Source organism: Nostoc spongiaeforme FACHB-130 (assembly GCF_014698475.1).
In the GTDB taxonomy this organism is placed as follows: Bacteria; Cyanobacteriota; Cyanobacteriia; order Cyanobacteriales; family Nostocaceae; genus Nostoc_B; species Nostoc_B spongiaeforme.
The window spans coordinates 36,375-50,301 of record NZ_JACJTB010000015.1; the positions used below are offsets into that span (position 1 = coordinate 36,375).

Here is a 13,927-nt window from a genome sequence, read left to right on the forward strand (position 1 = left end):
AAATTCTGCATTCTAAATCCTGACTTCTAGATTCTTGAATGAATTGTATTTCTAGTATTGCAAATGCGATCGCCACTGAGCATCCACCCACCTGGATGGTAACTGAGAACTTAGAATAGAAACAGTGAAGTTGTTAAGAAATGTAAGGTTTTTTCATGGCGGATCAGTTAATTCGCGCAACAGCAGCCGAAGGTGGGATTCGTGCAGTGGGTGTCATCACTACACGCTTGACAGAAGAGGCTCGGCAGCGCCATCAACTTTCTTATGTGGCAACAGCCGCACTAGGACGGACTATGGCAGCAGGTTTATTAATGGCTTCTAGCATGAAGCGTGCTGGTTCGAGGATTAATATCCGGGTGAAAGGCGATGGCCCTTTGGGTGGTATATTGGTAGATGCGGGCTTGGATGGAACAGTGCGGGGTTATGTCAGCAACCCGTCTGTAGAACTGCCACCTAATGCTAAAGGTAAACTTGATGTTGGCGGTGCAGTCGGTAGTGGCTACCTCTATGTAGTTCGGGATATTGGTTATGGCTATCCTTACTCTAGTACTGTTGAACTAGTATCTGGGGAAATTGGCGATGATGTGGCGCATTACTTAGTAAACTCAGAACAAACACCATCAGCTTTAGTATTAGGTGTGTTTGTGGGTGCGACTGGAGTCACTGCGGCTGGAGGATTGTTAGTCCAAGTTTTACCGAAAGCAGCTAGAGATGAAGCATTAGTAGAAACTTTAGAATCACGGGTGGCTGCCTTATCAGGATTTACCCCATTGTTGCAAGCAGGTAAGACCCTACCAGAAATTTTTACTGATTTGTTGGGAGATATGGGTTTGTCAATATTTCCCGAAACTCAGATGTTGCGTTTTCATTGCAGTTGTTCTTTTGATCGGGTATTGAGCGCACTTAAGATTTTAGGAGAAGCGGAATTACAAGACATGATTGCGAAAGATAATGGTGCTGAGGCTACTTGCGATTTTTGTAGCAGAGTTTATCAAGCAAGTAGTGATCACTTAGCACAATTAATTGTTGATTTACAAGCAGAATCTTCTGGTTGAAAATTAAGTATAAAATAACACTGATTTTAGCCAAGGTTAAAGGTATACCAGGAGAAAGTTCGGAAAAACAGTAGCTTTTTCACAATGAGAAAGTTACTATGGCAACAACTGAATTGTTGACCCTGCGAATTTGAGGTTTGGAATTTTGGATTTTAGATTGGTTTTTTGGTTCCAGCCCCGCTACGTTAGGGCAGAACCTATATAAAATTGTTAAACTATATCCCTCTTGTGGGTAAGGTAAATCTAAAATCCAAAATCCAAAATTGTTTGACCTAGAGCCAATAACTATTTAATAAATTTTTGGTGTGAGAGATGACAGAGCGGGATATTCCAGAAGATTGGTCTCCAGCTAGAGCTAGAGAGCCAGATCACACAAACCGAACACCACACTTCGGTGAAACGCAAGCATTTGGCATCCCAGCTACTGGTTCTAACTCTAAGTCAGTGAAACAACAAACAGAAAATAATCCAGAAGGATTACCAATAATAGATCATCATTCTGCCGAAACCATTCCACCTCGTAAACCTTCCAGACCTTTGCCACGCTGGATGAAAAGCTGGGTGTTATGGGCAACATTGTTAGCATTGATTCCTGGCAGTATCGGATTTATCGCAATGGCAATGCTGTTAAAATTGCCTGCGGCTCCTAACTGTCCGTCGATTTTTTGGCCGTTGGCTAGTGCTTCGGTGCGGTTACACTGCGCTCAGTTGGCGGCTTCTAAGCAGACAGTCAATGATTTATTACAAGCGATCGCCTTAGTTCGACAGTTACCAGAAAATCACCCACTGCGGGGAGAAATTGATCGGTTTATTGAGGAGTGGTCGCGGGATATTTTACAGTTAGCAGATCAAAGTTTTCAAGCCGGAGATTTAGAAGCAGCAATTACCACCGCCCAAAAAATTCCCCAAGACTTGCCTGTATATAAGTTAGTAGATGAGAAAATTGCTAAGTGGCAATCGATTTGGGCTAAAGCTGACGAAATTTATCAAGCAGTAGAAGCAGAATTGCAGCAAAGACGCTGGCAATCAGCCTCAATGTTGGCAGCAAAATTACTGCGGGTAGATAATAAATATTGGTCAAGTACTAAATACGACCAAATCAACCGCTTGATTGTATCGGTGCGGGAAGATGGAGATAAGCTAGATAAAGCTGATAGTTTAGCCAAAACAAAAGTAGTAGATAACTTATTAGAAGCAATCAAAATTGCGGAATCGATTGGCAAAGATAGTTATTTTTATGATAAAGCCCAAGAGTCGATTCCTTTATATGGGCGTAAAATGCTGGAATTGGCGCAAGCTAAGATGGATGCTAAAGATGCTGATGCAGCTTTAGAAATTGCGCGACAAATTCCTGATATTACTAAATTACAAGCAGATGTCGAAGACTTTATTGCTTTAGCAGACGCACAACGAAGTGCGTGGCTAGGTACAGTTGCTAGTTTAGAAACAGCGATCGCCCAAGCGCAAGAAATTGACCCTTCCCGCGCCAACTATAATAAAGCCCAACAATTGATTGCGCGTTGGCAATTGGAAATTGAAGATGTCGCTCGCCTGGAAAAAGCACGCACATTAGCCAGCCAAGGTACAATTAATGATTTAGCAGCAGCCATTATTGAAGCGCAACAAATTCCTGCTAATAATCCGCGTTCTTCCGAAGCTAGGCAAGAAGTCGGACGTTGGCAATCTCAAGTGGAAACCATTGAAGACCGTCCCTACTTAGAACGTGCTGAACAAATAGCCTTATTAGAGGATATCAACTCTTTACAAGCTGCGATCGCCGAAGCCAGCCAAATTCGTAAAGGGCGGGCATTATTCCCAGAAGCACGCAGAAGAATTAACAGTTGGACTGCGAAAATAGAACGCATCCAAGACCAACCATACTTAGACCAAGCACGAGACTTGGCTCAAACTGGAGATTTAAACGCCGCAATTAACGCCGCACAGACAATTGCATCTTCAGGAAGGGCGCTTTCTGGGGAAGCTCAAGCAGCTATTGATGATTGGCGAGGACAAATTCGCGCCAAAGATAACTGGAGCAGAGCCAGACAAGTTGCGGCTGTGGGTACACCAGATGCCTTAGTTGAGGCAATTCGGTTAGCCAATAAAGTCCCCAGCAGTAATATTCTGCGCTTGGATGCAAATGTCGCTATTGACCAATGGAGTCAACAGTTACTAGACTTGGCTCGCTCTCAAAGTAGTTCTAACCTCAGCAAAGCCATTGAAACTGCTCAGTTGGTTCCTAGAGGTACGAGTGCTTACGGTACAGCACAAGAACAAATTAAAAATTGGCAGCAATTGTTAAATCCTCAACCAGTACCACAACCTGAGCCTTTGTTACCGTCATCAACTACCGAAGGGACTAATTTGTGAAGAGAGGGAGTTGGGAGGAATAAGCCAAACGACTGAAGTCGCGGCTACACAAGCAAAACCCAGATGCGCGGGTTAAAAAGCATTGATTTTACCTTAGTCCGCGTAGGCGGACTTGGTTTTTATAGCCGCGAATTCCATTCGTCGGGGCTAAGTGCAAGATATGTGTTCCTCTATTCCCAACTCCCAATTAAAACTAATTCAAGAATACTGAACCGTTTTGTTGAATTCGCATAGCCTTAGTGTCTTGGCTTAAGTCAGTTGCTTCATTTAAAGTTACTTCTAGCATTCCGGGTTGTGTAGTAGAAGCTTGGGGTGTGACTAACAGTAGTCCGCCGTCTTCGCGTTGGAATGTGACTGTAACTGGGGCGCTGATACCTTGTAACATCACATTGGACTTACCTTCGAGCGATCGCGCTTCTGTATCGCCAATAACTTGGTAAGTAACTTTAGCGCCAGTATCATTGATTAACTTCACATCAACTTTACCATTAGCCAGAGCGATCGTTGCACTGGGTGTTTGTTGTTGAGATGGCGAAGGGGTTTGAGTGGTGGTAGTTTCACCAGTAGAAACCTGGGGACTTACTGGTACACCTTGGCTAGAAATGTTTCCTTGTCCTTGAGAGAAAGCATTAGGTGGACAACCTTGCGGTACAACATTTCTGCTGTTGAAAGGTTCTTCATAGTAAATCCGAGGACAAGGATTGATTTTACCCGCACCAGTTTGCGGTGTTTCACCACCCACACCTAATCCTGTTTGATATGGAGAGGAGGTAGTTGTGGTGGGATTTGCAGGTAACAGTCCTTGATTTGCTAATCTTTGAGTGAGGGCATTCGGTGGACATCCTTGCGGTACTACAACTCGGTTATTGTGTGGCTCTTCATAAAAAATACTAGGGCAAGGGTTCACCTTAGAAGTAGATTGTTGTGGTGTGACAGTAGGTGATTGTTGGGCTACTACTGTTTGTGAAATTGCAGGTAAACTAATTAATAAACCGCCGCAAACAGCACTGAATATGCCAGTAAGTTGACGTAATTTTTGAGAGTTCATATTTAGCTTTTACTCCTGATGAAGGTCGAGTATTAATAACTATCTGGTTCGTCATTTGTCATTAGTTATTTGTTATTAAGCCACACAGATAACTAATGACAAATTCATAACTTAAATATTTCAGTTAACCAGATTAAAAATCTAAGCTTCTTCCCAAAGTTGACGAACTCTGCCTGGAAGCCAACTAGCAATTTCTGCAATTCTTTCTTGTGAAAGTTCATCTTTCGTAGCAGAAAAAACGGCTTTTACGACTTGTTCGCGGTCTACATTTGGTGGCATAGTGCCTTCATTAGCAACACGGAATAAAAAGCGATCGCTATCAATTTTAAAGATGCCAGGGCCTTGCCAGGGTGGACGTACCCGACTCAAAAAGCTCACAATCGGATTAGTATCGTGCCACAGTTCGGCAATTTCCATTTGCAGAGATTTATCTTCAGTTTCTTCGGCTGGTTTGTGTAGTTCATCTTCAACTCGGTCAGCCGCTTCTGTAGTCATTAAGTCACGCATCACGCGAAATACTACTTCTGTAATATCTCTAGCATCGTAAAGGTCAGCTAAACCACTATTTTGCTTTACCTTCTCTAAAAAAGGTAGATTTTTTTCTGCAATGGGAGTTGGCATCTTATCTCCTCCAATAACCTATCTTTAGCTGCATTTGGGCAAAACAAATCAGCAGTTTATCGCATCCTCATCAGAGTAAACAGTAAACTGTGTTCGCTCAAATTTATGATTTAAAAAATGCAAGCTTTAATATCTAAGTTAGTAAGTAATGCCAAATCTATTCATCTGTCACAGGAAACAAAACAATAAACGAAAATTTAAGACTCTAGAGTTACGGGGAGAGTGACAATGAAAGTTGTACCTTTACCAATACTACTTTCCACTTGAATTTGACCTTGGTGATGTTCGACAATAGCTTGAGCGATCGCCAGTCCTAATCCTGAACCTGTAGCACTATCTGTAGCTGTGCTTTCACTTTTTTTATGAGTACGCGCAGGATCTACCCGATAAAAACGGTCAAACAACCTGGGTAATGCTTCTGTGGGAATACCAACGCCAGTATCATTCACTTTAATTTGTAACTGAGCCGTGCTGACACGCATCCTCGATACCCGACTTATTCCTTCTTGGCGTGCCAACTCGACATTTACCTTACCACCCGCCGGAGTATAGCGTAAAGCATTACTAATTAAGTTTGTCAATAGTCTAACTAGTTGATCCCAATCACCTAAGAGGGTGAACCAATTTTCTAGTAATTCAGGACTCGTTTCCGCAACTGGCGGATCAACTAAGTGCAAATTTAAAGCAATGCCTTTTTCACTAGCGAGAAGTTGCTGTTCTTCAATCACTTCCATCAGTAAAGCATCCAAAGGACAAGGTGAAAATGTATCTTTACTGATACCGCTATCTTGTCTTGCTAAAAATAATAAATCATTGACTAACTTACCTAAGCGTTGCGTCAGTCGTTCCACTACTTTTAACTGTTGACGATAGTTAGTAGAACTACTCACCTCTGTTTCCACTAACTCTAATTCACTTAAGGCGACTTGTACATTAGTTTGAATCAAAGTAATGGGACTTCTCAATTCATGGGAAGCATCAGCAGTGAATTGCTTGAGTCTTTGATAAGAATCACCCACTGGTTCCATTGCTTTTCCCGACAGAAACCAGCCACTTGCAGCCACCGACAGTAACATTAACCAAATTCCCAATGCTAAATCTAAAATTAGCTGACGACTGGGTTTAGTAACTTCAAACCACGGATGACTAACACGCAGATATCCTAATACTTGTCGACCAAATTCTACGCGCTGGGTGACTTGACGCAACGATAGTTCCGAGTCTTCCCACTGGTCTGGTTTGGGGATGCGGACTGTTTCACCAGTATGATTACCGTGAATGGGAATATTTAAAGGTTCTGAGAAAGTTGACCAAAGTAACTTCCCTGTAGGGCTAAACCATTCTAAGTCAATGTGGTCATCATCGACATTATTGGCATTGTTGCGAAAACTGGCTTCTACATTAATGCGGAGTTTATCAGTTTCGTGATTTACTGGCTCAATGACAAGCGATCGCTCAACAATTTCCACCACATGATTTAAAGTATCGTCAATTCGCTCCACCAACGTACTCCGAACATATAAGTACACACCACTAGCAAACAGCAATAACAACACAGCAGTTACCGCAGTGTACCAAATAGCCAACCGACGACGAGTAGCTTGAAACATACTTGCAACCCAAATCTACTTAAGTAGATTTATTGATAACAATAACTAATAGCTAAGAATATATTAGATTACAAGGTCTTACACTTCTATACCCCTTCAAACTACCCCAGACCCTTAATTTTCCGTCTTACTGCTTAAGTCCTAGTTAAATCAGCGCCAAATATCTTGATTCTAAATTTATCAAAATAGAAGTTGATTGAGTAAAAATTTTACACCTAAATCCTAAATTTAACTTATAAACTGCTTGATGAAAGCATATTTTACCTAGCACAATAATCGTATTTTCACTGTAGACAGAAAAATATTCACTCAGTTTATATCAAAGTACTTAAGAAGTAATTAGCATAAAAAAACTATGCTTTTACATTAACTTTATAGAGAATTACCAACAAGGGAAATATATGTAAAATGCGTAGACTTTGGTAAATTCTCTGAGGTGCTATTTTTGCTACAACGGCTACATTGATTTTGTCATCTTTTTCTAAAGAGTAATTATTTAGCCCCCATGAAAAAGAACTTCTTATTAGCAGCAGTTACTCTCGGTGCAGCCTCTCTGGCAAATACTTTACTATCTGCACCTGTTAAAGCAGCATTTGTTGATGTACCAATCCAAGTCGAAGTACCAGAGATTATTTACATCCAAACCTACCAAAGCCTGACTTTTAAACCCAATAGCTCAGAGTTTTTTGGAGTTCCTCAAAACACCGTTGGAAACTTTACTTCTGATGGTAGCGTTGATACACCTCTTCCTGATCCTGGTACCTTAACTGCTACTTCAGGAACAATACAAACAGGGGACGTTTTAGTTTATAAAATTTGGGGTACAAGCACTGGTGTAAATAATCAGATTGAACATAAGGTTGAATATAACGGTTCTGGAATACTTTATCTGAATGGTGATACCGCATCCAGCAATCAGATAACCATTTCTGTAATCTCGCCTACCTCAGCTAAATCAGATGCTGCTCCAGGTCTTGATACAACATTAGATCCTATTTTAGGAAATGTACAGTTTGGATTTAACTTTGCAAACGCCTTAGCATCTGGTACATACTCTCCACCAGCAGGAGAAGCTTTGAGAATCACAGCTACAGGTATTTAGACATAGTAAATTTTGGCCTTGAGTTGCATCTAAACCAATAGGTAAAAATGGCAAGTTCTGGCTCAGAGCAAAATTATGACATTAGGTTAAATGCTCTTCCCAGAACTTAATATCTCAAGGTCATTCTTTGATTTAGTCAGGTAAGCATCTGATGAAACGCCTACTATTTATTAGCACATTTTTGTCTGTATTTCTCTTGTATCACCCCAAGACTTGGGGGCAATTTAGTTTGCCTGGTAGTAAAATTACTCTAGATCCAATCAAAGTCAATGAAGTTTTCACTGAAGGGTCTAATCAAGTAGGCAATGGCAAAATAGAAACCAACTTAATCAACCCATCATTACCAACACCTACACTGACTACAATAGTGGATCGTACAATCCAAAAAATCTGGCAACTAGAACTTACAGAAGCTCAAGATGAAACCCAAATATCTGTGAGTTATAGTGTGAATTCAGATCAGGGAACTGAGAATAGTCTGAGTAAAGAAGGTATTAGTGAAGAAATAAAAGTTGTTTCTATTACTCCAATTAACCCAACTTTAGATCCTAATTCTGCGAAGAGGATTCTAGAAGGAGGAGCCACTTTTAGATTAGATTTTTCAGATATTAAGACTTCTGGCTCCTATTCAGGAATATTAAAGGTGACATTTACTGGGATTTAAATATTAACGCAATTAACCAATGAATCAGCAGCAAGAATTAGTGAATAGACTTTATAAAATTGGGACTACCGCGCTATTAACTCTAAGCACATTTGCTTTTAATTGCAACCATGTCCTGGCAATAGCAATTGGAGTTAGCCCACCCAGGTTTGAATTAAAACTTGATGATAAAAAACCTAAAACTCAGGTTTTTCGTGTCGTGAATATTGATAATCAACCTGCAACATTTAGGATTTATATCCAAGGTTGGATTCTTAACGAAGAAAATGAAATTCAGCCTGTAAAATCAACTGAGCAATCTCTAGATAACTGGATTACTGTCAACCCTGTCAGCTTTACTCTTCCTCCTGGCAAAACCCAAACCGTGCGTTTTTCAGTTCGCCCTCGTGTTAAACCTCAAGCTGGAGAACACCGTGCTTTAATCTTTGTCGAAGAAGTCAAGTCTAACCAGGAGAAAAAACCCAGTTCTGGCGTTAAAGTTTTAGGACGTTTTGGTGTTGCTGTCTATGCTTATGTTGGCAGTATCAAAAAAGTAGGTGTTCTGAATTCAATTTCGGTTGATGGTAAATCTAATAATTTAAAAGCTGCATTTGACATTTCTAGCCAAGGTAATGCTTATGTGCGAATGAATGGTCAATATGCTGTTTGGTCTGCTAATAAATATCCTGGTGCAAGTGGTACTAAGCAAATAGCTAACTTGCAAGCAGAAAAAAATAAGAAGCCAGATGGTGTATTGGATGCTGGAATGCTACCTTCAACACCTGTTTTGCCAGGTACGCGCCGTCAATTAATACTAAATATCACCAAAAAACTGCCTCCTGGGCAATATGTTTTAGATGTGAATGGTGATTTAAATGGCAGTGCAATCGATAAGGGTATTCCTTTTACAGTTACAGCCAGAAGTAAATAATATACTGTTTAAAAATTGATTTTCTCACTTCTGGTAATCTTCTAATCTCTCCTCACATTGTGTAGATTTTGCCAGTTATCTAACCAAAATTCTCTAGTTTTTTAAATTAGTTACCTTGTCTGTCTCTGCAATCAACTTCCAGCCTATAACTTTTTTAGGCTGTCATACCAGCATTTGTATACAAGTATGATCTACCAAGCTTCACCACCTTTACCACCAGCAGAAGTTACTACTCTACCCGCGCAAGATACTCCTATTACAGCGCCAGATAAAAATAGTGCAAACCCAGCTTATAAAACTGCGCGACATACAGTAGCGACTCCACTTCCGCCAGAAACTACACCAGAAGCAGAATTTTCTACCAATGGTGTAGAGGAACAAGAGTCATCTGCTGAAAGTAATGCTAGTGAAGCACCAGTTCAACGTAGTACGAAAGGTACAATACTATCTGATATTTCGTTTACAAGCGGAATTCCCGAAGTATCGGAAACATCAACCCAAGAACTTGATAAATGCACAACAGCATCAAATTCTGCACAAACAGCTTCAATTAGTGCAAGTTCAGCAATATCAGAAGAGTCCCCAGATTTATTAACTAAGCAATTAGTTAAATGCAAACCAGTCAAAGCACCTTCTAAAGTTACTACTACCAGCGAAACTCCAAAAAAGCCAAGTAACTTGGTGGCTTTGTCTACTGAACAACCAGCACAAGCTTCGGTACAACAGCAAGTCAAAGCACCGACTCAAATTGCAGCGACAACACCTGAGAACTCAGCATCAACTACAGAAAAACCAGCACAAGCTTCGGTACAACAGAAAGTCAAAGCACCGACTCAAATTGCAGCGACAACACCTGAGAACTCAGCATCAACTACAGAAAAACCAGCACAAGCTTCGGTACAACAGAAAGTCAAAGCACCGACTCAAGTCGCTACAACAACACCCGATAACTCAGCATCAACAACAAAAAAACCAGCACAAGCTTCGGTACAACAGAAAGTCAAAGCACCGACTCAAGTCGCTACAACAACACCCGATAACTCAGCATCAACAACAAAAAAACCAGCACAAGCTTCGGTACAACAGAAAGTCAAAGCACCGACTCAAGTCGCTACAACAACACCCGATAACTCAGCATCAACAACAAAAAAACCAGCACAAGCTTCGGTACAACAGAAAGTCAAAGCACCGACTCAAGTTGTTACGACAACTTCTGATAACAAAACTAAACCAAAAACATCAGTTCAACGTCGAAGAACTACAGTACCTGTCAAGGTTACTAATAATGACTCAACAAAATTAAAACAACCACCACAACCACAAAATACTAAAGTTGAAGTTGCCAGTAATGCTGATGCAGCCAAAACACCAGAAGAACTAACTGGTTCTTTAAATAAACAACCCCAACAGCTTCAAAATACAACAGCTTCTGCATCAGCGACAATTGCAGCTAAAGCACCAGAAGACTTGGCAACTTTTGTTAATAAACAAAGGTCGCAAACAATTACAGCACTTTCTGAAGTAGCGACCAACGAAACTGATACAAATGCTGATAATTTTGGTACTTTTTTAGCAAAACAAACACCTCAATCGCAGTTTCCTGATGTTACAACAACAGAATCTACCGCCGCAACTAGCGAAACTTCGATAAATTCTCATGACTTAGCAGCATTTTTAACACAACAACCGTCTAATTCATCAGTTCAATATAAAGTTGCCAATGTACCTGCTGAAGTTCCAATTAACAGCCAAACATCAAAAAAATCAGAAGATTTATCAGCATTTTTAACAAAACAACCAGCTCATCCACAGGTTCCGCAAAAAACAGCTACTAACACTACTCCTGCACCAAGTTCAGCCACAGAATCAACTCCACAACCAAACACTAAACCTGCTGAAGTACAGCCGCCAAAACAAGGAGTAGATGTTAGTAAAAATATCTTAAATATAGACGACAACTCACGTATTACTTTTACTCAAACAGCGAGCTCAAATTTAGAGAATTTATTGCTAGGAGTAATTATTAATCGAAAAGAAGTAGGAAACTTAGATGTTATCCGCCAAGGAAATACCTTGCTTCTGCCTTTGGAGGATTTTGCTAAACTTGCTGGTTTTACAGTAGAAACCAAAGATAACAATACATATTTAAATACACCATTAGGTACAATTAATCTTGCAGAGAGTGATATTCAAAATTTTAAAGGTGTCAACTATATTAGTGATGCCTTTGTTAGAGAAAAACTATCGACAAGTATTGAATTTAACTCTTTGGATCTGGCTTTGATTATTGACTTGCCTTGGCGTGGTGATGGTACAGCATATACAAGTGAAGCAGTTAACTTACAACCAGATGTATTTGCACCAATCAATGGTTTTTCTAATTTAAGACAAGAGTTAAATATTGTTAATAATGCTGGCGATGTCAACTTACGCAGTTCTACATTGCTGGGGGGCAGATTAGCAGGTGGTTTATGGCGTGTAAGGGTCAATAATAATTTTGAAAACTCTCCTGATGTATCAGAATATTTTTACTATAAACGCAATGGAGGCTTTCTTTATCAAGTCGGTAGGCAACAAATTGGTATTAACCCCCTAGTCAATAGTCTAAATTTGACTGGAGCGCAATTTGGTTATACTAATATACCAACCAATCGCTTTAATCAAACTAACAATGCGAATGAGTTATTACCAAGACGTTCTCGACCTTTACAAACTTTCCAAGGTGTAGTTCCACCCGCAAGTTTTGTGCAATTGAGAGTTTCTGGAGTCGTTGTAGCACAGCAGCAGGTTGGGTTTGATGGTAGATACGAATTTGTTGATGTTAATTTGCCTGTTGGGCAAAATAATCAAATTGAAATTTTAGTTTTTGACCGGAATAATCTCAATGTTCCTAGTGAAATCCGTTCTGTGAGAATTAATGCTTCTGATTTATTACTACCAGCAGGTGGTAATGTTCAATTAGCAGGGGTGGGTTTAACTGGAAATTTAGTCCAAAATTCTTTGTTTGATAATAACAATGGTACTGATGCTGGGCAATTTGCTGGATTTTACCAAATTCGCCAAGGTATTTCTAATAATTTAACTTTTGAAGGTTCTGTACAGGCGATACCAGATACAATTCAAAGCCAAGCCGGATTAGTTTGGCGGGTAGCGAATCCTGTGGTTTTATCTGCTAGTGTGGGTAATTCTTTTGGCAAGTTAGCTTATAACACAGATTTAGATATTCAATTAGGAAAGTTAGATATTACGGCTAATTCCCAGTCTTATCCCAACGGATATCGGAATGGCAAAAACTCTGGTGAGTTCTTTAACCATAGTGCAGAAGTAAGTTATCGATTTAATAATAAGTTTCAGTTAGGATTTCTAGCACGTAGTCGTAAAAGCGGTACGGATACAAATGAATATATATCGCCCACTTTCTTTCTACAACCTTTTGCTCGTTTATCTTTAAGCGGTAGACCTGATATTACTGGGCAGTATTTATTCAATGCTTATTATCAAGTAAATCGTGCGGCACGACTATCTTTTAATACTTATGGAGATAGATATGCTAGTGATTTAAGTTATAACTTTAATCGTAACTATCAAGTTTCTTTAGGTACTGATTTTGGTGGTAATTATGCTACTCGCTATACAGCGACGTTGAACTATAGTCCTGCAAGTATTAGACAACTGAGTTGGCGAATGGGGTTGGCTTACCGTGAGGGGAATTTTGGCCCGATTGTTGGTGCTAGTATGCAAGTACTACCGGGATTATTCGCCAGGGTTGAATATCAAGGTATTCCCTTTGCGGGGAGGAGAAATGCTTTTGGCGGATTTAATGACGATCGCCTGACAGTATCATTAGTCTCAGACTTGTCATTTGCTGGTGGTCGGGCTGTTCCTAGTAGCTTTAGTTCTCTTGGTAAAGACCGTGGTGCGATCGCGGGACGCATTGCTGTTTCAGGCGAAAATCAAGGTTATGATTTACAAGGCGCTAGTGTTAGAGTCATCAATAACCGCAACAAACCTGTGGGTGGTGCAAAAACAGACTCTAGTGGTAACTTCTTTGTTGGTGGTTTACCAGAAGGTGTTTATCGCGTCGAAGTTGACCCAGAACAATTACCTGTAGAACTCACCGTACAAAAAACCAGCCGTGTGGCTGAAGTGGGAATGGCAGGTGTAACGAATGTAGACTTTACTGCCAGATTAGAATATGGTTTAGCAGGCCGAATTACTGATGTTGCAGGTCAACCCATGTCTGATGTCCGGGTAGAACTCGTCAATCTTGATGGTACAGAAGTTCTAGCAGCGATGACTGACGAATTTGGGTTGTATCGTGTAGATGGTGTGCCTGTCGGTAAGTATACATTGCGAATTCCACCCCAAGAAGCGATCGCCAATAGTGAGACTTTCCCCAAACGTGATGTCACTATTCACAACGAGTTCGTCTACGACCAAAATCTGCAATTACCAATTTCTACAGCCGCAAAGGAAACTAAAGAAAAGTAAAGTTTTTTATGTTTCACTAGCAAATTAATTCAAAATCCAAAATTGTTTGATTTTTG

9 protein-coding genes are annotated in these 13,927 nt (G+C 40.3%); 6 read left to right on the plus strand and 3 right to left on the minus strand.

The window, feature by feature from the left end; genetic code table 11:
* The first annotated feature begins 155 nt into the window (after positions 1–155).
* Both hslO and H6G74_RS13520 read left to right on the plus strand, forming a co-directional pair.
* Positions 156–1,055 carry an Hsp33 family molecular chaperone HslO gene (gene hslO / locus H6G74_RS13515; RefSeq protein ID WP_190968160.1) on the plus strand — a complete coding sequence of 300 codons (900 nt, stop codon included), beginning with the start codon at positions 156–158 and terminating at the stop codon, positions 1,053–1,055.
* A 312-nt stretch (positions 1,056–1,367) separates the two neighbouring features.
* A complete protein-coding gene (locus H6G74_RS13520; RefSeq protein ID WP_190968161.1) occupies positions 1,368–3,425 on the plus strand; it encodes a chromosome segregation ATPase in 2,058 nt (685 codons plus the stop codon).
* A 193-nt stretch (positions 3,426–3,618) separates the two neighbouring features.
* Here the strand turns inward: H6G74_RS13520 and H6G74_RS13525 are convergent, their stop codons facing one another.
* From H6G74_RS13525 to H6G74_RS13535, 3 genes are all read right to left on the minus strand, one after another.
* Positions 3,619–4,473, minus strand: a complete 855-nt coding sequence (locus H6G74_RS13525; RefSeq protein WP_190968162.1) for a hypothetical protein — start codon at positions 4,471–4,473, stop codon at positions 3,619–3,621.
* Between the two features lie 141 nt (positions 4,474–4,614).
* Positions 4,615–5,094 (minus strand): DUF2267 domain-containing protein, encoded by a 480-nt coding sequence (locus H6G74_RS13530; RefSeq protein ID WP_190968163.1) that lies wholly within the window; start codon positions 5,092–5,094, stop codon positions 4,615–4,617.
* A 197-nt stretch (positions 5,095–5,291) separates the two neighbouring features.
* The gene (locus H6G74_RS13535) at positions 5,292–6,704 is read right to left on the minus strand and encodes a sensor histidine kinase (protein WP_190968164.1); all 1,413 of its coding nucleotides are present in this window, start codon (positions 6,702–6,704) and stop codon (positions 5,292–5,294) included.
* A 505-nt stretch (positions 6,705–7,209) separates the two neighbouring features.
* Between H6G74_RS13535 and H6G74_RS13540 the strand changes: the two genes are divergently transcribed.
* The 4 genes from H6G74_RS13540 (at position 7,210) to H6G74_RS13555 (ending at position 13,871) form a co-directional block, all read left to right on the plus strand.
* Positions 7,210–7,806 (plus strand): hypothetical protein, encoded by a 597-nt coding sequence (locus H6G74_RS13540; protein WP_190968165.1) that lies wholly within the window; start codon positions 7,210–7,212, stop codon positions 7,804–7,806.
* 229 nt (positions 7,807–8,035) lie between these two features.
* Positions 8,036–8,470: a hypothetical protein gene (locus tag H6G74_RS13545; protein ID WP_190968166.1), complete on the plus strand. Its 435-nt coding sequence runs from the start codon at positions 8,036–8,038 to the stop codon at positions 8,468–8,470.
* Positions 8,471–8,489: 19 nt separating this feature from the next.
* Positions 8,490–9,380, plus strand: a complete 891-nt coding sequence (locus H6G74_RS13550; protein ID WP_190968167.1) for a fimbrial biogenesis chaperone — start codon at positions 8,490–8,492, stop codon at positions 9,378–9,380.
* A gap of 186 nt (positions 9,381–9,566) precedes the next feature.
* Positions 9,567–13,871 (plus strand): carboxypeptidase regulatory-like domain-containing protein, encoded by a 4,305-nt coding sequence (locus H6G74_RS13555; protein ID WP_190968168.1) that lies wholly within the window; start codon positions 9,567–9,569, stop codon positions 13,869–13,871.
* Positions 13,872–13,927: the final 56 nt, after the last annotated feature.